Source organism: Flaviaestuariibacter amylovorans (assembly GCF_039541815.1).
GTDB classification, from domain to species: Bacteria; Bacteroidota; Bacteroidia; order Chitinophagales; family Chitinophagaceae; genus Flavisolibacter; species Flavisolibacter amylovorans.
On record NZ_BAABGY010000016.1, the window covers coordinates 20,515 to 45,784 of the forward strand.

Genomic DNA, 25,270 nt, shown 5'->3' on the forward strand with positions numbered 1-25,270 from the left:
GAGCTATCAAAGGGAAACCGTGAGGAGCTTTTCCAGCGAATGCTTACTTCTTCACCAACAGGCTGTCGGCACCCGGTACAGCACCGGGGTACTCGGTGGCAAAGAGGAGCTCATAGTCTTCCTTTTTCTTCAGTTCCTGTAGGAACTTCCGCAGCTCGAGCGAGTCGGCGGAGGCGCTGTACGCCTGATCGTGGGCCAGCAGCACGAGGTGGCCGGGGCGCTTGGTGCGGCCGCCGGCAAACACGGAGTCGATCTGGCGGAGCATGGTTTCGGCGCTCTGCACCACGTTGTAGGTTTTGTGGTCGAAGTGCCATTCGGCATCCCAGCCCATAAGGGCAAAGCCGGCGCGCTGCAGCGAGTCGGCCGCGGCGGTGCTTCCCTTCAGGTCGGTGGCGCGCAGCGAGTCGATGCGCCAGATATTGCGGCCGGGCGTGCGGGCCACAAGTGACGCCAGGTCAAGCGAGTCGTGCGTGCGGCGGAAGTCGGCCACCACGGAGTCGGGCGCCGCGTAGTAAGCCGTGTAGCGGTGGTGGGCGTGCGAATAGCTGTGGTTGCAGAGCTCCACGTGGGGGCAGGCCTTCAGGCTGTCGAAGAGGGCGCGCTGGCCGCGGCTGTCGAACACATGCTCACCCACGAGGAAGAAGGATACGGGCACGCCCTCGTCGGCCACGATGTCGAGCACGTTGCGGGTGCCGCGGTTGGGGCCGTCGTCGAAGGTGAGGTAGATCTTCTTTTTGGGCTTGCGTGGCTTAGCCGGGGGCGGCTTCGGCGCCTCGCGGCGCACCGACGCCAGGAGCGGCACTGCCGGCGGCTCAGGGCCACGCGGGCGGGAAGAGGGTTGGAAACAAAAGAGCACGAAGGTCACAAAGAGCAGGAGGCGGGGAGCGGCAGCGGCGGCCGTATCACCCTCGTCGTCGGAAGCAGGTTCCATGTTGAAGAACAGATTTGGAGCTGAAGCTACGTCGGCCCTGCATTCGTCGGAAACGCCCTCCGGTTAAAGATTTGTGAATTGAAAACTCCTGCCCGGAGACTCCGCCTTAGGACCGCGCAAGCGCGGGGAGCGGGGCTGACGCCCCTGTCGCGACGGCACAAAGACACGACGAAAAACGAAAAGACCAAATTCATCTTATCGTCGCACCGTTGTACCTCCCGAGGCTTCGGGAGCGCCGTGGCGCGAAGAGGCCGCTTGCGGCCGGTCCTTTCGACACTTCTGAAAAGCGCAATGGCCTGAACAGCCTGTTAGAAAACGTACCCGTATCCCGTGGTGATCACCAGGTCGTTGGTGCTTCCCGTGCGGCGCAGGTTGCGGGCCTGGTTCATCACGCCAAGCAAGAGGTTGTGCCGCTTTTTAAAGGCGTGGGAGAAGTTCAGGTGCAGGTTCAGCACCTTGCTTTCCGTAACACTACCGGCCTTACTCGCGTTGTAGGAAACCACGAAGCTCGACTGCACCGCGCGCAGCACCCGGGCCCGCAGCGCCACTGTGGGTCCCATCGTCACGAAATCGTCGGTGCCGATCCGGTTGAACTGTGCATTGAAGGCGGCCGTGAGGCTCATCCCCTGCGGGATCCGCGCCACCGTGTAGGCCAACGCGAGGTTGTAGAAGCTCGACTGACCGTTGGCCCGCTTTCGGCCGCCCTGCTCATCGCCCGAATTCAGGAAGCTCACATTAAGGTTGATCCCCTGGGTGCGCTCCGCGCGCTGCTCCAGCACGTAGTTGACATTCAGGTTGGCGTTCTGCGAGATCTGGGTAAAGTTGAGCGAGTCGTAGTTCTGGAACTGCGATACCTGGTTGATCTCCAGGAACACCGGCTTGATGTTCATGAAGGTGGAGAAGTTGGAGTAGCTGCCCGACAACATGAGCTTAGTGCTCGGAACGTAATTCAGGTTCACCGACAGGACCGAGCGCTTGTTCATGCCCGCCTTCTGACCGTCGAGATCGTCGCGCTGGTAGCCCACGCTGGCGCTCACATTGGCCTTCCCCTTTAGCGCTGTCTGCGCGAAGTTTACGGTGATGTTCTGCAGGTCGTTGTTGAAGTAGTAGGCACCCAGTGTTTCGTAGCCCGGGTCGACCCGCTCGTACCCGACGCCGATGGTGCTTTGCTTGTAGCGGTAGTTGAGGTTGGCGCGGTAGGCTTTGTAGAGCGAGGTCGAATTCCTGCGGCCTACGAGGCCTTTGAGCAATCCGCCGGAGCTGCTGCCGGTGGCTGTGGTGTCGCGCTGGTCGCGCGTGAGGGCGCTGAGCGCGTATTCCGCGGAGAGCTCTACGCCCGGGGCCGGCACGAAGAGCCCGTTCCAACTCATGGCCAGGTTCTGCTTCGGGAAGAGCTGGAGGGTGTCGGGCCGGAACCTGAGTGAATTGACGGCGTCCTTGGCGCCGAAGACGATCATGCCGAGCGTCACGTTCTTTTGCACATAGTTCGCCTTCGCCCCGTAGCCGAATCTCCGGTAAGCGGCGGGAACCGTGCGGTTCGTGCTGTCGTACTCGATGGCGCGCTGCAGCCGCCCGCCCATGACGCTGATCTGGAACTTGCCCACCCGGTCGAAATCGAGGCCGAGGCCGCGAAACTGGTGCCCGTTGAGGGTGTAAGGCGAGAAGGTCATATTGACGTCGCCGATATGGGCCCGCACTGATTTGTATTTCGGGTGCAGGCTCAGCCGGTTGGGTGAAACGGGATAGCTGAACCCGCTGCCCGAGTTGGTGAGGTTGAACGAGAAGGGCAGGTCTACAAGCCCGGCCACCTTGATGTTCAGGTTCCCGTTGAGGAAGTAGGTGAACGGAGCGCGGCCCGCGCCGCCGTTGCCATCATAAAAGATCGTATTGGCACTGAGTCCTCCGCTGGGTGCGAGGAGCGGCTGCTTCCGGAGGTCGCCCACCTTTTCGAGGTCGAGCTGCTGGCCCGCGGCGGTAGCGGCGGCACCGAGGAGAGCGGCGAGCAGGGAAGAGCGGAGGACGGTGGTGGAGCGGTACATGAGGCCAGTTTAAGAGGGGTGCTGCTGATTGATGTTTGTGTCGTTCGATAACTACGGTTTTGCTGCGCGGCGTACCGAAAGCGAAGCGCCGCGTTCACCTTCGCGCCCGTCGGCCTCCGTGATCGTCAGCGCATACACGTATACCTTTCCGGCTGCCGCTTTCGTGTCGAGGTAGGAAAAGGTGCCTGCGTCTACGGATGCCAGCCGCGTAAACTCCTTCTCGCTCGCCTCGCGGCGGTAGATGGTGTAGCCCTTGCGGCCCGCCACCACCATCTCCGGCCACGAAACCTGGATGCCGGTGCTGACGTTGCGCACGTAGAAGAGGCTGACCGTTGCCACGGCGCGCTTCAGGGGGGTGAACTCGGCCAGCTCACTCCAGGCGCCTACGTCGCCGCGGAAGTTCACGGCGGCCACGCGGTACTGCACGGCGTTGCTGGTACGCAGCACGGTATCCTCGATGTAAGCCACGGTGATGGGCTTCGGAGTGATTGTGCGGAACCCGGCCTCGCCCTTCAGGCGCCGCTGCACCAGGTAGGCCGCAATGGCGTTGTCGCGCTGGCGCACGTCCTTCCAGGAAACGCGCAGCAGCCCGTTGCTGTAGAAGAACTGTACCTGCTCGGGCCGGTCGGTCTCCACCACACGGTCGGGCACGATGCTCACCGTTTCGGAAAAGTCGCTGGTATCCTGCCGCAGGTTCTGGTTCACCACGGCATAGAAGTAGGTAGAGCGCCCGCTCAGGGAAGCCGACGTATCGAGATAGGATTTATTCTTCAGCGGGCCGGCCACGAGATCGAGGTGCCTGGGTGAGGTGCCCCTGTAGACATAGTACCCGTAGAAACCCGGGTCGTCAACCGCTTCCCAGTCGAGGCGGATGTTGCGGCCCGCCTTAGCCGGCACCAGGTTAAAAGGCGGCAGGGGGCGGGCAAAAACCGATACAGTACCGGTGCCCGTTGCCGGTATTTTCTGTGCCAGGTTGGCCTGTCCATAAAGGGCACGCACCTCGTAGGTATAATGAATGCCTGCCTTCATCTTCAGGTCGGAGTACGTGGTGTCGGCAGGAGTGAGCATCGCCAGGGTATCGGCGCCAACACGTGCGTCGCTGCCGGCCCGGCGACACAGGAGCACGCCATAGATATAAGGCTTCTTTGGCAGGAGGTCCCAGGCCAGGCGAACACCACCTTCGATGTCGCTGACACGGATACCGTAAATGAGCGGTATCGTCTTCGGGGTTACGGCCCAGGCCGTGATGGTGTCGGAGGGAACCCCGGTATTGTACACTTCATCCTCGGTAAGCAGGTAAGCGCGCACCTGCCCCTCGGGCAGCGTTTTCCTGGAGTAGGTGTAGGTGACGGTATCACCGGTGCGGTTGAGCACCGGCGCCAGCCGCATCACTTCCACAAACTTGCCTTCTAACTCCTCGACTACGCGCACGCGGGTCGCCGAGGGCGGAAACGGCACCTTAAGGATGGCGCCTTCCTTGTCCGACGCCATGCGCGACCGGGGCACCGGGATCCGGGACACCGCGTCGCCCGGTACCGCCATCTTCCAGGTAACCCGAACGAGGCTGTCGGACGTGTTCACCCCTGAGCTGCGGGGACGGAAGTACGGCAGCGTGTAGTTACCGCTCTTTCCCTGCACGATCGCATAACCTATGTACTCGGTGAGCCCGGCGTGCGTAACCCGGGAAACCGTGTAGATGTAAACCACGTCGGCCTGAACATCTTGGTCAAGGAATACCTCGCCGAGCGCCTGCTTCGTTTCGATCATGTTGTAGGCCAAGCTGAAGTCCCGGGGGCGGCTATGCGTACGGAAGTACTCGGCCACCGCCTCATCGGAGGGAACGCTGAGGACGCGGCGCAGATCGGCCAGGTCCGAGGGAGTGTACACCGCCTGCAGCTCCTTGAGGGTGGTGGCCTTACGTACGGTGCCCACCGGCTTCAGGTCGGTTTCCTTCCGCTCGCGGAGCGTGGAATCGTAGACCATCCGGCGGATCTCGAAGCGATCGGTGCCGCCCATGAGATCAGGACGCAGGGCAGCCGGGTTGGGGGCGCTCGTCAGGAAGATATAGTTGCCCTTCGGCGACGCGGCCGAGCGCAGGTACAGGCCCGGACCGTCGGGGCCCTGCCCGAAAACGGCAAACGTTACGCATTGGATTATAAGCAGCAGGAAAACGAACTTCTTCATCGGGAATATCATTTAGTAAACGTGAACTGAACGCTCTCTCCCTGCCTGTAGGAGAAGGAGGCTTTCAGATCCGCACAAAGCTTAAAGTAGAAATACGGTACGGGCAGGCACACCTCGGTGCTGCAGCTCCAATCGTAGAAGCAGCTCTTGATCGGGTTGCCACAGCAGGGGTGGTGCCAGTTGCTGCAGCAGCACCAGTTGACGCCGACGTCGGCAGAGTTGCAGCTGAGGCTCTCCTTGTTGTGGAAGAGGAGCTGGACGGCCGCCTCTCCTTTTACCCACCACTTGCCGTCGTAGCCGCCCGCAAGCGCCACGGAGCCATGTGCCTCCGCCGTGAAGCCGACGCCGAACACGTAAAGCGAAGCCTCTACATCGGTAGCTACCCCCGCCGTTACGGCGAAGGTGGTGCTCGAGCCACCCGAGTTGAAGCGGACGAAGATCTTGACCGAGCCGGTCGTGACCATACTATAATTGAAGCTCAGCACCGGAAGGCCGCTGATGTCAAAGTCGAAGCCCCCTTCCCGGTTCGGGCTGTTCATATTGCCGGCTACATAGAAGCCATGCATGCGGGTGCCGTTGTCGCTCTTGGCGGAGATATCGATATTGCCCCACTGGTCGCGGGCCTCCTGCGGCGCATTCGGATCGTTGTTGTTGTAGTTGACGCCGACGCCGAGGATGACGTTTCCGCTCAGCATGTCGCCCATGCTGCTGCCCAATTGGGCATTGACCGCCATGAAGAAGGCTCCGGTGACCCCAGACGAAGGTTTGATGCCGAACAGCACACCGTCCACATTGAGCTGCATCGTTTCGCCTACGGTTACTTTGGATTTGATTGTAACCAGCATCAGCATGCGGCAGAAATCAAGGGTGATGGCCATGGACCCCCACTCCTTTTCCTTCATGACCAGCGTGCCGCTCCCCTTGACCACGGGCCACAGCCCGCAGTTATTGATATCGAAGAGGACGTCGATGCGGGCGTTCTTCACATAGCCCACTTCCTTGGGAGTGCCGATGGCGGTGACGTCCCCGACCAGGAAGACGCTGTATTTATTCTCCGCGGTATTGAGGCTGAAGCCGCCGCCAATAGCGTACCACTGCACCGGCCCCGTCACGATGAACGTGGATGCCTTGATGCTCGCCCCGAGCTCGATGCCGCCGGTTTCGTAATAATAGAACTTGAGGCTTGCGTCGAAGACCCTTTGCACAGTCTCCATCTTGGCCTCTACCTCGAATCCGCGCTTGACGCCGCTGAACGCAACCTTCATCACGGCCTCCACCTTCATATTCGGCGTTTCCACCTTGATGGCGATCTCGTTAAGCCGCACCTCGATTTTGTTGCGTACGTTGGCAATGAGGAAAGAGCCGCTCACATCCGTGTTCATATTCTTGACCGGGAACTCAACGCCCCCGGCAATGCCCACCGCCCATGACGACTTCGATTCGTCGATCTGGTCTTCGGGGCCGCCGCTGCCCACGGAGCTTCCCTGCTCGGTGCCGCTTACAAGGTAGGCGTTCATCGCGTCGAGCGACTTGTCGTAACCTACACTCACGAGCAGCCGGTCCACGTGGAGCTTCGCGATCTTCAGGTCGATCTTGATGTTGGCCTTTGCCGCCAGGAAGAGCGACCAGTCGCTGCTATTGAGCTTGAACGACTGGATCTCGATTGGGAACACATTGCTGGTGACAGATCCCGAGCTGCTGGAAGCCGTGGTATCGGTGCGCGCCGATTTGTAGTCCAGGGTGCCCGAAGCGCTGAACTCGAATGCCTTCGACGCAACGTTGTAACTCATGTCGATGCTCTCGTCGCCGGTGGTCTTGAATACAAGCGAGCGCATCCCAAAGCCATTGACATCCGTAGAAACACTGGCCGAGAGCGCAAGGCCTTCGGCACTGTTGACGACGGAAAGCGAGTTGATGAACAGGGTGTCCCCTTTTGTCGCACCTTTCTTCCAGGTCATGGTGCCGCCAAAGCCCGCCCCCATGTTCGGGGTGCCGAGCCCATAGAGCTCCAGGTGGGTGATCTGTGCCTGCACCTTCTGCAGCTTCCAGATCCAGGGCCGGTCCTTGCTGATATCGAACTTCAGCTCCTTGATGGCGAGCGACCGGTCGATGACGAGGCTGCGGATCTCCACCTTGCCCGAATCGGGCAGGCGGGTGGCGAGGAAGTTGGGAAACTGCAGGTACCCGTTGAGCTGTAGTCCATCCTCCGAAAGCTCGGAGCTTGAGCGCTCGAGGAAGAGCGACACATACCCAAGCGCCGACTTCACGTAGTCCGAATCCGAGGGATTGTGGTCGGCCTCCCATTCCAGGTCGAAGGTTTGCCCGGAACCGAGTGCATTGATGGAGAAGTCAGGTGCCGTGTATACATACGCAAAGGGCTGCAGGCCGGCTTCCTCGCGCTCCGTGTTGGCCTTGACGATGCTGGAGTCTTTTGCCACGAGCACGGCGTCCCTGAGCTGAATCGGGACCGTGCCTACGGACCGGATCTCACGGAATTTGGCCGTGAGCTCGGTGCCCCCGATCACGGTATGGGCCCAGTTGATCTCATCGCCCTCCTTCAGACCTTTCAGCATGATCTGCGGAAGCCCCGTCACTTCTACGGGTACGAAGCCGAAGGCGGTCGTATTCATCACGGCCTCCTCGAAGGCCACGTCTGCCATCGGGAGCGCGTTGCCATCACTGTCCTCATCCTTTACCGGTACATCCTTAAAGGTGAGGCTGTTGTCGGTGGGGGAAGTGGAAAACACGTTATTATCGCCCACGGTCAATGTTCCGGAGATCAGGTAAACGCCGCTATGCACCGAATCCGCCAGCTGCTTGTCGATGCTGATGGGGAAGCCCGACAGCGACGTGAAGACAGGCATGGTGGAATCGCGGGGCAGCAACCTGAGATCGGTCCTGATGTTGACGATATTGTAGGTGGTGCCATTCAGGCGTACCTCGGAAGTATAGCTCACCGTGGAATGGGTGCTGACCGTGGTATCGAACGAGTTGAAGCCGTTCTTATACAGGTTGAGCTCGAACTCGCTGTCTTTGGGCAGCACCAGCGTATAGGCGCCCTGCGCATCGGAGCGCGCGTGGTAAGGCAGGCCGCGCACCTTGATTTGCGCGGAATCGACCGGGTCGCCGGTGGCCGTGTTATTGATGGTGCCGTGCAGCACCACACCGTCGCTAAGCAGCACGGTAACGCGGGCGGTATCGCCGGCGCTGATGCTCACTTCACTGTAAAACGGCACAAACAGCTCCTGTCCGGGCAACGGAACGACCTCGACCTTGTAGGTGCCTTGCGGTACACCTATCTCGTATAGGGCTCCCGCTACGCTCTCCTGGCCGCTGCGGAAGGCCAGGGTCTGGTGCGCCAGGTTCACCGCAGCGCGGATCCGCTGGCCCTTATACAGCACCTCCATCCGCAGGTGGCCCTGCAGCATCACGAACGTGGTACTGTCGGCGTCCACCACACCCTTGAGGTCGGCGTTCTGGGGGATATAGGATTTGTATTTGAGCTGCAGGTCGCCGGTGCCGATGCCGAACACTTCGGCTGTGAGCGTGCCGCCGGGAATGGCCTGCGGGTTGGCGAGCACCTGCCGCGTGCGGCCCAGCGCGTCCACCCACTGTTGGGACGACAGGGTGCCTGCGCCAGAAGGGCCGACGCCCGGCGCCGGCGTGAAGGAGCGTTCCCGGTCTGCAAAGCCGTCGAGCGTCACGCGCAGTTTACGCGGACCTTCACCGCTTACCCGGAGCATATAAAAGCCGGAAGCCGAGGTCTGCACGCTCTCCGACGAGCCAACAACACTCACCAGGGCACCCCTGATCCCGTTGTTGTTCTGGTCTACTACGCGGCCCGTAACGGTGTAGAGGTTATTCGGGAAGTCTACATCCTGGCGGATGATCCCGGAGTCGCTGTAGGTGCGCGTCAGTACCAGCGAATCGAAGCGGATGCTGCGGTCGAGGAAGGCGATGCGCACACTGGTGCCGGGCTTCAGCGGGGGCAGTTGGTTGTAGCTGTATTCCCCGTTGCCATCGGTACGCGTCGTATAGGTGAGGTACGGATCCATCCCCTGCACCATATCAGGGGTCTTGCCCAATTCGTCCACCCGCTTCACCGTGATCACCACGGCCACGTCGCGGCGCAGCGCCGACCGGAAGCGCACGGTACCGGCAACCTCTGTTTTGAGGCCGTTCAGGTTAAAGGTCTGCGCCAGGAGCTTTACCAGCTTAACCTGCGGGAAATAATACTGCAGGTACGCCCGTGGCGCCCAGTTGCCTTCTACCGGGCTGAGCGGTACAAAGTAGGGCTCGCGGTCCGTATAGCGGACCCGTGCCACGTAGTGCTCATTGCCGTTCCGGTTGAAGGGCAGCTTTTTGTAGGTTTTGCCATCGGTGAGGGTGGTCATCACCCGGTAGGCTTCGTTGTTATAGTAGACGAGTGCGGGATCCGTGCCGACACCGGCGGCGGAAATGAAATTGAACTGCCGGAACGTGTTTTCGCGAAGCAGGACATCAATGGCGACCGGCGTGCCGGTCACGAAGCCGGGCGCATAAACGGTGGGCTTCAGCTCGAAGCTGTTGAGGGTGGTGGTGAGCTCTTCCAACGTCCCGCCCAGGGAGTTCAGGGGCTTGCGGATCACTCCGAAAAGACCGCTCGGGTGCGAAATTTCTATAAAGTTGACGTGGTATGGCTCTAGGTAACTCCACTGCAACTCGTAATTGCCGTTCTCGTCGGTTACCGCGGTTGCCCTTGTGGCGACGCGGGGCGCCGACTGATACCCGTAATCGTACCTGGCCTTGAGGGTAACGATCGCTCCCTTCAACGGGAACCGGGTATTGCCGGGTGCGTAATCATCCGCCAATTCCGTAACGGAGCCCCCTACCGGTTCGGCGGATCCGAGGCTGCGGGGCGTTGCATCTTCAATCTCTTCTTTCGACTTGTAGGACCAGGTTACTTTACCCGTCGTCTTCTTGCTCCCTCCTTCACCTCCGATCCGCACGTTGTGGTAACCCGAGTAGGTGATCGGGCCGTTCGCCGCGCACCGGGCGCCCACCCTGTATTCATACACGTAGCTGGAGTTCCTCCACCCTGCGTGCACCTGCGCCTGGTTAGAACGCAGGAACGTGACAAAATTTGTGGCAGGTTCGTCGAAAGCGCCAACACCCGGCTGCGATCCGGTCAGCGGCACGCTGCGCTCCACGGTCTGCCACTGGCCGTTACCTTCCGTCGCATTCCGGTATTCAACCACGTATCCGGTATGCCGCGGATCCTGATTCCATTCAAACCGCACATCCACGTAAGAGTAAATGTTCGCATGGTTGCGCCGCGACGCCCAGATACCGGAAGGCTCGGGGCAGGGCCGGTAATAATGGAACCAGGATACCTCGCTGAACCCGTTGTTGCGGAACGCATCGGCAAAGTCGACGCCGTTGGTGTTGCGGGCCTGCACCCGCCAGCCGTAGCGCCTGCCTTCAAGGAGCTGCGGCTGTGCCGGGCCGTACACGAGCGACGTGGCGCTCGTGGTGACCTCATACAGCGGTTGCGCCGTGCGTAGCGCCATCTCTGGCGATATACCGTTGTCCAGTAGTTCTACGAGCTGAAAATTGTAGACGGTGGTGAACGCCGAGTTGGGACTCGACAGGTGTCGGGGTGTCCAGTTGAACACGATATTGTTCTGGGTGGCATTTACCGCCCCGCCTTTGCCCGGAAGATTGAGCAGGGGAGGATCGCTCAGGCTCAGCGAGGCGATCGCGCACTCCTGGCGGCTCACCACCCGGCCGGTGGCAATCTCCACGGCCTCGAAGCAGAATCGGTAAAATCCTTCCGGGAGCCGGCCCTGCACAATGTTGCCCTGGATGTCGAGATTATTGGGATTGAAGTAAGGGGCCAGGTCGTTGAGCGACAGGCGCTGGGGCAAGCCGGCCATGAGCTCGATCGGGTCATAATTCACGTTGTCCCGGCTGCGCAGCGTCACCAGCTGGCTGCTGATGGTCATGCGCAGGCGCACCCGCGCTACCGGCTGCTGCAGGTCGGTGTTTGTCAGCGTCACGATCATCTTGGGCACCGTGCCCGTATAGTATTCACTCAGCTCCGTACTGTAAGGCGGCACCAGTTGCGGCGTTACCTGTACGGGAAACTGCTGTGCCCGGGCGGCCGTCGCCAGCAGCAGGAAGAAGAAGGCCAGCTGCAGGCGGAGCCCGGAGCGCAGGGCCGCGAAGATCAGCCGGCGACCGGTCGTAAGAAAAAGCTTCATCGGTTGATTTTGGTTCTGAACGTTTGCTGGCGCTTCGGGTCAGCGGCTGACCACTTTCTGTTTGGTTAGTTGACGATCACTTTATAGATCCGGGTCGCCTTCGGTGTTTCAAGCACCAGCACGTACATACCGGCTTGCAGATTCAGGTTGTAGTTGAGCACGTATTCCCTGCTGCCGGCATCCTGCCGGTTGTTGATCACCGCGTTGGTCGTGACGTTGATCATCCGCAGGCGGATCGGGCTGATCTCCTTGAGCAGGATGTGCACCGTGAAATAGCCGTTGTTCGGGTTCGGAGCTACTTTGAAATCGCGGATGAGCGGGTCGATGGTCACAATGGGATCGACGAAGGCCTGCGGCTCGAGCACCTGCACGATCTTGCTGCTGATGCTTTCGCACGCTCCGCGCATGGCCTTCATCTGAAGCACATAGCGGCCGGTATCCCGGAACACGAGCTCGGCCATAGACTGGCTAAGGCTCAGGATGGTCGTTCCCGGGGCGGGAGGAAGGATCCAGGCAACGCTGTCGGGAGCGGGTGAAGCCGTGATGTTCACGAGCGTTACCGGCTGCCCCCGGAACAGTTGCGAGGCCACCATGAACTCGGAGGCGATGACGTCGGGGCTCCGGCTGATCGTAACCGTATCCCGGAACGTACAGCCTCCCGGTGATACCGCCACGGCGTAGTAGGTGCCGGGGTCGTTCAGTACCACCTGGGACGTAGCAGCGCTGAACCCGTTCGTGGACGTCCACTGGAAGCTGCTGCCCGCCGGAAAATTGCCGGTGGCGTTGGGAGTCAGCACCTGGCCGGCACACAGTACCCGGTCGGGACCGAGTTCGAACCGTAGAAATTCGGGTTGGCCAACAACCACGGTCTTTTGGAGCGTGCAGTTTTGCGCATCGGTGATATCCACCGTGTAGGTGCCGGCCACCAGGCCCGCGACGGATGCACTGGTGGCTCCCGTCGACCATAGATATTGATAGGGAGCCGTTCCGCCGCTAGCCACTACCGACACGGCGCCATTGGCAGCGCCGAAGCAAGGGGACGCGGGAGTAATCGAAGTTGAAGCCGCAAGCACTGCCGGCTCGGTGATCGTCACCGTGCGATCGATCACAACACCGCAACGGTCCTGCACCCTGTAGGTATACTGGCCCGGACCCAGGTTGCTGATCGTGGGGTTCGTGGAGTTTGGAGCTAGCCACGCCGACACGAGGTAGGGCGGCGTGCTGCCCGACACGGTTGCGGTTGCCGACCCGTTGCGCGCCCCGAAGCAGGACCCGTTCACTGTGGTAATATCGAGGGAAAGCGGAGGCGGCTCCGTGATCGTGACCGACCCGCTGACCGTACACCCGTTGCCATCGGTCACGGTCAGGCTGTATACCCCTCCCAGAAGATTAAAGATGAACCCGTAGCCGTTGCTGTAAACGACGTTATTTGACCAGGTGAACTGGTAGGAAGAAACACCGCCGGTCACCGTCGCGGTAGCCTGTCCCTGCGGGCTGTTGAAGCACTGAGAATGAACGGCAGTGAAACTGAGCGCAAGCGGCGCGCTGGGGCCGGTGATGGTGGTGCTTGCAGTGGTGGTGCACCCGAGGGCATCGGTGATGACCACGTTGTACGTGCCCACACCCAGGTTCGTTAAGGAGGAGCCCGTTGCCCCTGTAGACCATTGGTATTGATAAGGCGCAACACCGCCCGAAACCGTTGCGGTGGCGGTGCCGCTGTTGTTACCGAAGCAAGATACATCGGTAGGGACGACCTGTGCGGTGAGCAAGGGCGGGTCAGTGAAGACAACGGTACGGGTAGCCGTACACAGGTTTGCATCGGTAACCGTTACCGTATACGTGCCGCCGCCAAGATTGGTGATGGTGGGCGTGGTGGCTCCGTTGGACCAGAGATAGGAATATGAAGGCGTGCCGCCGGAGGGCAGTGCCGAAGCCGTGCCGTTGCCGCCGGTGTAACAGGTGATCGGGGTGACGGATACCGGCACCACCAATGCTGCCGTGGGCTGGGTCACGACGATGGAGGATGCGGTGCTGCAACCGGCAGCATCCGTCACCGTAACGGAGTAGGTCCCTGGCCCGAGATTGCCGATGGAGGGTGTCGGGGCACCGGTGGACCACAGGTAAGCATAATTGGGCGTGCCACCCGAAGGCGTTGCCGCGGCCGACCCAGTGAGATTTCCAAAGCAGTCGACTGCCACCCGGCTCAGCTGCACTGTAAGGGGCGCCGTTGGTTGCCCCACCGTTACGGTGCGGAAGGTCTGGCAATTTTGTGCATCGGTGATCCGAACGTTGTAGCTGCCTGCCAAAAGACCCGCAACCGAAGCCGTGGTAGCGCCGTTGCTCCAGAGGTATTGATAGGGGGCCGTGCCGCCGGTGGCAATGGCTGTAGCCGACCCGTTGCTCCCGCCAAAGCAGCTCACGTTCGTTGCCGTCACGGTGGCAAGGAGACCCGTCGGCTGTGTGATGAGCGCGCCGCCGTCGATACGGCAACCACGGGCATCCGTAACGGCAAGTACGTAACTGTCGGCCAAGAGGCCCGTAGCCGTGGCCGTGGTAGCGCCGTTGCTCCAGAGGAATTGATAAGGGGCCGCGCCCCCAGTGGCAATGGCTGTAGCGGACCCGTTGCTCCCGCCAAAGCAGCTCACCGGCACTACGGTTATTTGTACGGCCAGCTGGGTCGGCTCCGTGATCACCACGTCGTGGTTCGTCATGCACCCGTTTGCATCGGTGACAATGAGTGAATAGGTGCCCGCCACGAGGCCCGTAGCCGTGGCCGAGGTACCAGCGCCGTTGTTCCAAAGGAATTGATAAGGGGCCGTGCCGCCGGAAGGAGTGGCAGTTACCGACCCGTCGCTCCCGCCAAAGCAACCCACCGGCGTTGCCGTCAGGGTGGCCGACAAGGCAGTGGCGGGCTGGCTTACGGTGATATTGGCCGTTGCCGTACAGTTGTTGGCATCGGTTACGGTAACCGTGTAGGCGCCTGCGCTGATGCCGGAGATGTTGGACGAGGTGGCTCCGTTGCTCCACAGGTACCGGTAGGGGGCGGTACCGCCGGAGGCGGTAACGGTGGCAGCGCCTGTGCTGTTGCCAAAGCAGCGCACAGCGATGGCGCTGACCTGCACGGCCAGCGAGGCTGCGGGCTGGCTAACGGCGACGCTCATCGTTGCCGAACAGTTGCGGGCATCCAGCACCGTAACGCTGTACGTACCTGCCGCGAGCCCGGTGATGCCGGACGTAGTGGCGCCGGTAGACCAGGTGTAGCGGTAGGGCGCGGTGCCCCCGGTGGCCACCACGGTGGCCGTTCCGTTGTTGCTGCCGAAGCAAAGCGTCGCTGTAGCGCTCATTTGGAGGGCAAGAGCCGCCGGCTGCAGCACATCGACAAAACGGGAGGCGGAGCACTGGTTGGCATCGGTAACGGTTACATAGTAGGTGCCCGCTGCAAGCCCGGTTAAAGAGTTCGTGGTGGCGCCATTGCTCCAGGCGTACTGGTAAGGAGCCGTGCCGCCCGAGGCAGCCACCGAGGCCGTGCCGTTGGTTCCGCCAAAGCAGGAAACCGGGGTAGTCGCAGGCTGAACGGCAAGCGCGCTCGCCGCCTGGCTTACGGTAAAGGTCAGGGGGGCGATGCCGCAGCCGCTGGCGTCGCTGACCATCAGGTGGTAGCTGCCGGCGCCCAGGCCCGTGATCGAGCTGCCGGTGGCGCCATTGGACCAAAAGTATTGATACGGGCCGGTGCCGCCTGCTACCGTAGCCGTAGCCGTGGCGTTAAAGCCGCCGAAGCAGGCCATTGTGGTCGTTACCTGCGCTGTTACCGCGGCAGGGTCCGCCAACGTCACGCTTTGCATGGCACTGCAGCCAGCGGCATCCGTAACCGTGACGCTGTAGGTACCGGCGGCAAGGTTGGTGGCGGTGGCACCCGTGTTGAAGTTGGACCAGAGATAGGTATAGGGCGCGGTGCCGCCCGAAGGCGTAGCCGTAGCCGTGCCATTGCTAAAGCCGGCGCACTGCGGGGCAGTACCGGCAACCTGCACGCTGAGCGCCGCTGCCGGCTGTGCCACCTGCACCGAACCGGTGCGGGTGCAGCCCCGGGCGTCGGTGACGGTGACCGTATACGTGCCTGCGGCGAGCCCCGTGGCGGTGGCAGTGGTGGCCCCGTTGTTCCAGAGATACTGAAAAGGAGCCGTGCCGCCGGATGCCGAAACGGTGGCGCTTCCACTCGCCGTAGCAAAGCAGGCGGGAGTTGTGGCGAGCTGGAGTGCAAGGGCCGCGGGCGCCACCAGCACCAGGGTGTTCGACGTGGTGATGTTGCCGTTGGCATCGGTCACCCGCACGAAATAGCTTCCTGCAGAAAGACCGGTGGCGATGCTGTCGGTCTGGCCGATGGCGGCGCCGGTACCCGCGTCAACATACTGGAACGTGTAAGGGGAAGTGCCGCCCGAGGCATGCACCACCAGCTTGCCGTCGGCACCGCCGGAGCAGGAGATCGGGGCTAAAAGGGAAAGGGGCGCGCTGAACGCCACATTGAAGCTGAAGGTCTTTACCACTACGCAGCCGGCCGCGTCGGTAACGGTGACGGTATAGCTGCCGCTGCAAAGGCCGCTGAGACTGGCCGTGCCGGCCCCGTTGCTCCAGCTATAGGTATAGGGCGCTGCGCCGCCGGAAACGGAGAGGCTGATGCCGCCGTTGCAGCCACCGGAGGGTTGCTGCAGCGTGCCGGTTACGGAGAGCGCGGTGGCCGACTGCCCGATGGTGACGCTGTGCCCCGTGGAGGTACACTGGCGGGCATCGGTGACGGTGAGCGTATACGTGCCCGGGGCCAGGCCCTGCACCGTAGCCGTGGTGGCGCCGTTCGACCAGAGGTACCGGTACGGAGCCGTGCCGCCCGATACGGTGGCAACGGCGGTTCCGTTGGACGCTCCGCGGCACCCATTGCGGGAACTGGTCTGCACGGTGATCGGGTCGGGTCCCTCGAACTGGTAGAGATCCGTTGCTCCGTACACCGGGTTGCCATTGGCATCGGTCACATCGATAAGATAGTCGCCGGCGGAGAGGCCCGTGGCAATACTGTCGGTGATGCCGAGCGGTGTGCTCCCGCCATTGAACCGGAACCAGTTGTACTGGTAGGGAGCTACCCCTCCGGTAGCATGCACCACGAGCACGCCATCCGACCCGTTGTAACAGGAAACGGGCTGCCGCACCTCAACGGTGTACGAGGATTGTGCGAAGGCGCCGGTAGAGCACAGGCACAGGAGCAGAAGCAGTAGTCGCATAAGGTTTGGTTATAGCAATGAAGGGCCGCAAGGCATATCTGCCTTGGATTGAGGTGACGGATTTCTGTAAGAGATGGGAAGAGGCCCTTCTGTGGACACGGTAGCGGATCGTCCTGGGAAGGTGGCAGAGTATAGGAAGGGACAACGAATGTACGTATAAATACGGAAGGAGCTGCCATTTTTCCGTGTGAAAGCACGAGGTAAGCAGTTGAAGCTGAGCAGTAGCGGGCCGCCAACGGCAACCTGAAGCAACCGGTTCGCCGGCTTCCCAATCAGGCAGGAGCGGGTTCCCGACGCTTGCACCGCACTTTTGGAAGGGTTTTTGCCAAGTGGGCCTTTGCAACACTCAAATGGACCGCTATGAACCCAAAGATCCTCCTGGTCGATGACAACGCCGACCTGCTGCTCGTGACGCAGATCATCCTGAAGGGCCAGGGCTACGAGCCCGTGCTCGCTTCCAGCCTGGCTGAGGCCGAGCGCAAGCTCCGCATCCACCGCCCCGCCCTGCTCCTGCTCGACATCGGCCTTGGCGACGCCGACGGCCGCGTGCTCTGCCGCCAGATCAAAGACGACCCCGAAACGAGCGACGTGCGCGTCATCCTGATGTCGGGCGACGAAGAGTGGGCGCTCCGCAACACCGGCGCCGACGACTTCCTGGCGAAGCCCTTCGATTTCAACGACCTGCTCCACAAGGTGCAGGGCCAGCTTACGGCAGAGGTTCTGCCGCGCTACACCGATTAAGCAGCGGCCTTTAAGAATATTTTTGCAACTTACGCCCCAATTGAATCACCCGTATGGTTGCAGAAGCACGAACAGAGCATGTACAGCGCCCCGAGCCCTTTTTCGGTCGCTCGGAATTCTACGTGGAAGAGCGCCGCGGCTCCGTGAAGCGGCACAATGAATTTGCCATCTACGACGGCACCGGCAGCCGCATCGGCGTGCTGCTGCAGCCGGTTTCGGTTGCGATGCACTTCTGGCGCATCTTTCTCCGTTCTTCCCTCCTGCCCTTCCGCTTTGTGATCCAGGACGGGCAGGGCCGCCGCATCGCCTCCATCCGCCGCGGCTGGACGCTGCTGGTGTCGCGCACCGAGATTACCGACGGCTCCGACAACGTGATCGGTTACCTGAAGCACAAGCTCCGCTCGCGCAAACCGCGCCTCAAGATCTTCAACGGCGAAGGCAAGAAGATCGGCGAGATCGCCGGCACGCCCGGTGCCTGGAACATGGACATCATCGACCGCGAGTACATTTCCTTCGGCGCCATCACCCAGGACCATCGCGGCGACGCCTCCGCCATCAAAGGCAAAGACGTCTACCGCGTGCTGCTCACCCGCGAAGCCCTCGAGGGCCTCGACCGCCAAGTGATGCTCATCGCCGCCATCGCCATCGACCGCCTCCTGCTGGAGAATGGGTAGCGCGGAGCGCTGTTTATTGGTTTATTGGTTTATTGGTTTATTAGTGGGTCGCTCCGGTGAGAGCGTCGATATGATTGCAGTTACTCCGAAAGCATGAAAGTTTATTCGTAAGGTCGTCGTCAGGCGGCCTTTTCTTTTGCTGTGCGGTCTGTTTCAAGGTATTGACAGCCTGCAGGCAAAAAGCCTTTGACAGCAAGCTGGCTTTGCTCCTACCCGTGGCGGCAGTTACCATAAGCAACCAGAATGATCAACACCTGGTGAAGATTCACACCAGGGAGACGCTTCGCATAAAACGACCCCTGTCATCCTGAGCTTGCCGAAGGACCAATAAACTAATAGACTAATAAACCAATAAACCTTTTCCCTTATATTTGTTTCCCTCCAACGATGCTTGTCCCCTAATAAGGGCAAGCATTCTTTTTATACCGGGCCCGCCATGAAGCGGCCCCCAAAAACGGAATCTTATGTGCGGAATCGTAGGGGTATTCGACCTCAAGAAAAAAGCCGAGGACCTGCGTCCCCAGGCCCTCAACATGTCGCGCCGGCAACGCCACCGCGGCCCCGACTGGTCGGGCATCTTCATGTGCGAGCAGTCCATCCTCGTACACGAGCGCCTCTCCATCGTGGATCCCACCTCGGGCAAGCAGCCCCTCTTCTCGCCCGATGGCACCCTCGCCCTCGCCGTGAACGGGGAGATCTACAACCACCGCGAGCTCAAGAAAAAACTGAAGGAGCCGTACACCTTCCAGACGCAGTCGGATTGCGAAGTGATCCTCGCGCTCTACCGGGAGAAAGGCACTGCCTTCCTCGAAGACCTCAACGGCATCTTCGGCTTCGCGCTGTATAACCACGCCGACAATACCTACCTCATCGCCCGCGACCATATGGGCATCATCCCGCTCTACATGGGCTGGGACGAGTGGGGCACCTTCTACGTCGCTTCCGAGCTCAAGGCCCTTGCCGGCGTGTGCACGAAGATCCAGGAGTTCCCGCCCGGCCACTTCCTCGACAGCCGCACCGGCACGCCCGAAAAGTGGTACCACCGCGAGTGGACCGAATACGACAACGTCAAGGATAACGAAAGCGACATCCAGGCACTGAAGAAAGCCCTCGAGGAAGCGGTGCACCGCCAGCTCATGTCCGACGTGCCCTATGGCGTGCTGCTCTCCGGCGGCCTCGACTCCTCCGTCGTTTCCGCGATCGCCAAGAAATTCGCCGCGCGCCGCGTGGAGACCGAAGACCTCAAGGACGCCTGGTGGCCCCAGCTCCACTCCTTTGCCGTGGGCCTCAAGGATTCGCCCGACCTCGCCGCCGCCCGCAAGGTGGCCGACCATATCGGCACGGTGCACCACGAGGTGCACTTCACCATCCAGGAGGGCCTCGATGCCATCCGCGACGTCATCTACCACATCGAGACCTACGACGTGACCACGATCCGGGCTTCGACGCCCATGTACCTGCTCGCGCGCGTCATCAAGTCGATGGGCGTGAAGATGGTGCTGAGCGGCGAAGGCTCCGACGAGCTGTTCGGCGGCTACCTGTATTTCCACAAGGCCCCCGACCCGAAGGCCCTGCACGAGGAAACGGTGCGCAAGCTCGGCAAGCTGCATTTATACGACTGCCTCCGCGCCAACAAGTCGCTCGCCGCCTGGGGCGTGGAAGGCCGCGTGCCCTTCCTCGACAAGGAGTTCATGGACGTGGCGATGCGCCTCAACCCGAAAGACAAGATGAGCGGCAACGGCCGGATCGAAAAGCATATTCTCCGCAAAGCGTTTGAGGATTACCTGCCCGCCGAAGTGGCCTGGCGCCAGAAGGAGCAGTTCTCCGACGGCGTGGGCTACAGCTGGATCGACACCCTGAAGCAGGTGACCAGCGAGCAGGTGAGCGACGAGCAGCTTGCCAACGCGGCCTTCCGCTTCCCGGTGAACACGCCGCGGAGCAAGGAGGAGTATTTCTACAGGAGCATCTTTGCCGAACACTTCCCCGGCGATGAAGCTGCGCGCTGCGTGCCCTCCGAGCCCTCCGTGGCCTGCAGCACCGCCATCGCCCTCGAGTGGGACGAGGCCTTCAAGAAAATGAACGACCCCTCCGGCCGCGCCGTCAAAAGCGTGCACGAGCAAGCGTATGAGTAATGGGGTAATGGGGTAATGGGGTAATGGGGTAATGGGGTAATGGGGTAATACCTGAAAAGCCTTTCGCGCTGCGAAAGGCTTTTTGCTTACGTGCTGTGTAACGGTAATGTATCGAAACGACGTATAAGCTTTTACCTGATTATCCTCATGCTAAAAAAGCCGATTCTTTCATCACCCCATTCTCCCATCCCCCCATAACCCGATTCGATTTCAGGCACAGCGTTTGCGCAGGCGGGTCAAACATCCTTGATGCCTCCAACCCTGCAGCCTTTCGAGCGAGCGGCGCTTTATGAACTCTACCTCGCGCAGCGGGAAGAGCTGTTGCAGGCATTGGCGGGAACCGGCGAGCCCCGCGATCCGCGCTGCCTGACGCGCCTGCAGGAAAGCGTAGACCGCCTGTACGAGCGCCTCCGCGGCCAGCTGCCGCCGGGTGAATGGGGTAATGGGAGAATTGGGTAATGGGAGAATGGGGTAATGGGAGAATAGAGACGTCCCTGCCCGTATGCTGTTTCTTTCAATCCTACCGAACACCTCAAACCTCCATTACCCCATTCTCCCATCAGCATATTACCCCATTACCCCATTCTCCCATCAGCATATTACCCCATTACCCCATTCTCCCATCAGCATATTACCCCATTACCCCATTCTCCCATCAGCACATTCCCTCCATTACCCCATCAGCACATTCTCCCCCGGAATGTGCTATCTTTCGGATCGCTTTTTAAGCTGCCAGGCCCGTTCCGTCTTATGAAAACCGTTGGTCCAAACACTACCTCCCTGCTGCATCCGGCGTTTCCACATGCCGACCTCGGCATTGGCTTGCCCGAGCACCGGATCTTTTTCCAGACCGATGCCGCCGGGCGCATCGCCGGCTGCAATGCGCTGCTCCCCGAATTCTTAGGCTCCACCGAAGACGCGCTCCTGCAGCGTCCCTTCGCCGCCTTTGCCGAGGAAGGAGAGCGCGACAAGGCGCAGCAGCTCCTGGACAGCGCCCTGCAAGGGCAGCCCGACACCGGCTACATCGCCTTTCCTACGCCCGCCGGCCGCAAGCTGGGGCAGGTTACCGTGGTGCCCATGTTCCAGGACGGACAGCCCTCGGGTCTCTTCGGCTTTATCCACGACGCCACCGACCGCATCGAGAAGACCGTGCGGCTTTTCGAGACCGAGCAGAAATTCAAGGCCCTCTTCGACGGCGAGCGCGAATGCGTGAAGCTGCTCGACCCCGCCGCAAGGCTGCTCGAGATCAACGCCAACGGCCTGGCCCTGCTCGAAGCCGCGGCCGCCCACGAGGTGCTGGGCGCCTGCATTGCCGAACTCGCCCACCCCAACGACCGCGCCGCCTTCGAAAGCCTCCACGCCCGCGTCATGAGCGGCGCGAGCGACGAGCTGGAGCTGCGCATCCGCACCCTCCGCGGCAACGAGCGCTGGATCGCCTACAGCTCGCAGCCCCTCCGCGACCGCGACGGCGCCATCTACGCCGCCCTCAGCATCAGCCGCGACATTACCCATCGCCGGCAGGAAGCGGAAGACCGCCGCCTCCAGGAAGAAGCCCTGCGCATCTCCAATGAGCGCTACCAGTTCGTGGCCCAGGCTACCAGCGACGTACTCTGGGACTGGAACCTGGCCACCGGCGAACTCTATACCAACCAGTCCTTTGCACGCGTACTCGGTCATACCCCCGCCGATGGCGTCAGCGTCAGCGAAGTCTGGCGCGACAACCTGCACCCCGACGACCACGCCCGCGTGCTGCGCGAGCAGAAGCGCGCCATCTGCGATCCCGAAGTGCATTTCTGGGAAGACCACTACCGCTTCCTCAAGCCCGGTGGCGAAACCGTTTACCTGGCCGACCGCGCCATCATCATCCGCAATGCCGAAGGCCGCGCCCTCCGCATGACGGGCGCCGCCCACGACGTGACGCGACAGAAAGAAGTAGAGCTGCGCCTCGAGCGCAACGAGCGCCGCTTCCGCGCCATCGTACAGTCGGGCCTCGACGTAGTGGTGCTCCTCGACCATCGCTTCACCATCACCTACATCAGCCCCAACGCCCTTGTGCTGAGTGGCTACTCCGCCGACGAGCTGCTTGGCGTGCTCGGATTCGATGCCCTCCACCCGCAGGACCTTGCGCCCGTATTCACCGCCGGGCAAGCGATCCTGCGGCAGCCTAACGTGGTGCTGCCGCCGTTCCGGCTCCGCATCAAGGACGGCTCCTACCGCTGGATCGAGGCAACGCTTTCCAACCACCTGTCCGACCCCGACATCGACGCCATTGTCATCAACCTGCGCGACATCACGGCAAAGAAGCGCGCGGAAGACGAAGCCCACCGGCTCACCCTCGTGGCCGAGCGCACGTCCAACTGCGTCATCATCAGCGATGCGGAGCACCGCATCACCTGGGTCAACAAGGCATTCACCGACCTGCTCGAATACAGCTCCGAAGAAGTGATCGGGCAACAGGCCGCGACGCTTTTCAACGGCCCCGAAAGCGACCCGGCTACGGTAGGCTATATCCACGACCAGCTGTCGCGGAACCAGCCCTTCGCCTGCGAGCTCGTGCACTATACACGTTCCGGCAAACCTTACTGGATGGAAGTGGAAGGACAACCCATCTTCGACGAGAAGGGTGCGCTGCTGCAATACTTCGCGCTGCTCACCGACATCACGGAGCGTAAGGCTATCGAAGAGGCGATCCGGCTGTCGGAAGAAAAATACAAGCTGCTCTTCTACGAGAGCCCGATGCCCAACTGGATCTTTCGCAAGGACGACCTGCGCTTCGTAGAGGTCAACGATGCGGCGATCGGACACTATGGCTACAGCCGCGAACAGTTCCTGTCGATGACCGTGCTGGACCTGCAACCTCCTTCGGAGCGTGCCCGCGTGGAGCGCCTGCTGCGGGCAACGCCGGAGGTGATCGCAGCCGAGATGCTGCCCGTGAGCCGCCACCTGCGGCACGACGGGTCGGAGATCTTCGTGGAGCTCACCACCCACGGCATCTACCTCGAGAGCGGCTACCACGTGATGGTGATCGTAAACGACGTAACGGAACAGCGGACGCTGGAGCAGCAGGTACTCGAAGAGAAGATCGGCGCGCAGAAAGAGATCGCCAAGGCCATCATCAACACGCAGGAAAAAGAGCGCAGCGAGATCGGCAAGGAGCTGCACGACAACGTGAACCAGATCCTCACCACCACCAAGCTCTATATCGAGAACATCCGCTACTACCCCGAGCAGCGCGACACCTTCGTGGAGAAGAGCGCCGCCCTGCTGCAAAAGGCCATCTCCGAGATCCGCGGCCTCTCCAAGGCCCTCGTAACGCCGGTGATCTACGACATCGGCTTCCGTGCCACCCTCGAGGAGCTCATCGAGCACTACCGTAACCTCCAGCTCTTCGACCTCGAGCTGCACTTCGAGGTGGACGAGGCGGAGATCGAGAACGGCCTGCGCCTGACCATCTACCGCATCCTGCAGGAGCAGCTGAACAACATCGTGAAGCATGCCCGCGCCCGCAGCGTGCAGATCCGGCTGCGCCGCGCCGGCAACGCGCTGCACATCTGCATCGCCGACGACGGTGTCGGCTTCGACCCGCGCCAGAAGCGCCATGGCCTCGGCCTCAGCAACATGATGAACCGCATCGAGGTCTTCAAAGGCTCCTTCGAGATCAGGAGCGCCGAGGGCGAAGGCTGCGAGATCTGCATCCGCTTTCCGATGTGAGGAGGATCTCAGATCTCAGATGTGTGATCTCAGATGTATTGCTGACGCGCGACACGAGAGAAGGAACGCAGATTTGACGGATTTGATACGATGTGCGCGGATGGTTGCTTGCTGCACTTCAGCCTCCGCGTCTGTGCAGCACGCCCAGGTAAGATGTTTCGGTACGATAAGAAATGCCGCACAGAAACGACCGTTACAAATAGACCAATAAACAATTCTCTCCTTAGCGAATACCTTAGCTTCTTAGCTCCTTAGCGGTTCAAATCCCTTCTTTTACTTCTCTCGCCTTCCCAGCCCACCATCGATCTCTGCCAGGATCTTCCGGAATACCGGCATTACGCGCGGGCCGGCGCTCTGCACGGCCAGCACGCCGTAGTAGCCGCGCCCGAGGTCGATCCAGGGTGTGAAGCCGAAGGCGCCGGGCGAAGTGTTGATGGTGAACGAGGGCTCCCGGATGATCCAGTTGCCGATACCGTAGCGCGGATCGCGGTCCGTGCCGAACAGGGTCTTGTATTTCGTGAACGGGCTGTACCCGATGGCCGCGCCGCCGGTCTGGTCGGCGAGCAGCTCCCGTACTTCTACGGGAGACAGCAACACCGTATCGCCGATGCGCCCGCCGGCCGCGAGCATCCGGAGCAGCTTCAGGTAGTCCGACGCGCTGCTGGTAACGCCGCCGGCCACGCGGGGCGCCGCCCCGATGCGGTACCCGCCGTAGTACGTATGCCGCAGGCCCAGCGGCCGTATCACCCGCTCCTCGAAGAGCTGGTGCCAGCCCTTGCCCGATGCCACCTCGCACATGCGCCCCACCACCTGCATGCCGATGCCGCCATAGTTCAGCTGCGCACCGGGCGCCGCCGCCAGCGGCTCCTCCGCGATGCGGTCCACCATCGCCGCGAAGCCTTCCCGCCGGTACTTCATGAATTCGTCCAGCTCCTCCGACCCGCCCGCGAATCCAGCCGTTAGCGCGAAGCACTGCCGCAGGGTGATGTCTTTCTTATCGGGCCGGTTGAAGGAAGGAAGATACTTCGAGACCTTATCGTCGAGGGAGAGGGTGCCGTCGTGCACGAGCGTCATCAGCAGCACGCCCGCATACCACTTCGAGGCCGATGCAATGGGTACCGGCTTGTCGGCAGTGAAGCTGCCCACCGAGTGCGAATAGAGCATTTGTCCGTCGCGTGCGAGCAGCAGGGTGGCTCCTCCCCCGCGGCCGGAGAGGGCGGCGCGATGCGCCTCGAGCAGGCTGTCGAGCGCCCGCGCGGGCAACTGGGCATGGAGCAGGGAGCTGCAGCAAAGCAGCAGGGGAAGCAGGTATCTCATGGAACGGCTTATCCTCCTCAGATGGCCGGGAG

11 protein-coding genes are annotated in these 25,270 nt (G+C 61.5%); 5 read left to right on the top strand and 6 right to left on the bottom strand.

The window, feature by feature from the left end:
• Positions 1 to 43: 43 nt before the first annotated feature.
• From ABD937_RS20010 to ABD937_RS20030, 5 genes are all read right to left on the bottom strand, one after another.
• On the bottom strand, positions 44 to 931 hold the full coding sequence (locus ABD937_RS20010) for a polysaccharide deacetylase family protein (RefSeq protein WP_345257692.1): 888 nt from the start codon (positions 929 to 931) through the stop codon (positions 44 to 46).
• A gap of 308 nt (positions 932 to 1,239) precedes the next feature.
• Complete coding sequence (locus ABD937_RS20015) at positions 1,240 to 2,970, bottom strand: hypothetical protein (protein WP_345257693.1); 1,731 nt, start codon at positions 2,968 to 2,970, stop codon at positions 1,240 to 1,242.
• Between the two features lie 51 nt (positions 2,971 to 3,021).
• Positions 3,022 to 5,154, bottom strand: a complete 2,133-nt coding sequence (locus ABD937_RS20020) for a fibronectin type III domain-containing protein (protein WP_345257694.1) — start codon at positions 5,152 to 5,154, stop codon at positions 3,022 to 3,024.
• A gap of 8 nt (positions 5,155 to 5,162) precedes the next feature.
• Entirely contained in the window at positions 5,163 to 11,396 is a 6,234-nt protein-coding gene (locus tag ABD937_RS20025) for a carboxypeptidase-like regulatory domain-containing protein (protein WP_345257695.1), read from the bottom strand.
• Positions 11,397 to 11,461: 65 nt separating this feature from the next.
• Positions 11,462 to 16,663: a hypothetical protein gene (locus ABD937_RS20030; protein WP_345257696.1), complete on the bottom strand. Its 5,202-nt coding sequence runs from the start codon at positions 16,661 to 16,663 to the stop codon at positions 11,462 to 11,464.
• 360 nt (positions 16,664 to 17,023) lie between these two features.
• Between ABD937_RS20030 and ABD937_RS20035 the strand changes: the two genes are divergently transcribed.
• The 5 genes from ABD937_RS20035 (at position 17,024) to ABD937_RS20055 (ending at position 23,921) form a co-directional block, all read left to right on the top strand.
• Entirely contained in the window at positions 17,024 to 17,404 is a 381-nt protein-coding gene (locus tag ABD937_RS20035; RefSeq protein ID WP_345257697.1) for a response regulator, read from the top strand.
• 53 nt (positions 17,405 to 17,457) lie between these two features.
• On the top strand, positions 17,458 to 18,078 hold the full coding sequence (locus ABD937_RS20040) for an LURP-one-related family protein (protein WP_345257698.1): 621 nt from the start codon (positions 17,458 to 17,460) through the stop codon (positions 18,076 to 18,078).
• Between the two features lie 464 nt (positions 18,079 to 18,542).
• Positions 18,543 to 20,210: an asparagine synthase B gene (gene asnB / locus ABD937_RS20045; protein WP_345257699.1), complete on the top strand. Its 1,668-nt coding sequence runs from the start codon at positions 18,543 to 18,545 to the stop codon at positions 20,208 to 20,210.
• A 249-nt stretch (positions 20,211 to 20,459) separates the two neighbouring features.
• Entirely contained in the window at positions 20,460 to 20,669 is a 210-nt protein-coding gene (locus ABD937_RS20050; protein ID WP_345257700.1) for a hypothetical protein, read from the top strand.
• Between the two features lie 291 nt (positions 20,670 to 20,960).
• Complete coding sequence (locus ABD937_RS20055) at positions 20,961 to 23,921, top strand: PAS domain-containing sensor histidine kinase (RefSeq protein ID WP_345257701.1); 2,961 nt, start codon at positions 20,961 to 20,963, stop codon at positions 23,919 to 23,921.
• Between the two features lie 273 nt (positions 23,922 to 24,194).
• Here ABD937_RS20055 and ABD937_RS20060 read toward each other — a convergent pair whose 3' ends face one another.
• Positions 24,195 to 25,238 (bottom strand): serine hydrolase domain-containing protein, encoded by a 1,044-nt coding sequence (locus ABD937_RS20060; protein WP_345257703.1) that lies wholly within the window; start codon positions 25,236 to 25,238, stop codon positions 24,195 to 24,197.
• Between the last annotated feature and the right edge of the window lie 32 nt (positions 25,239 to 25,270).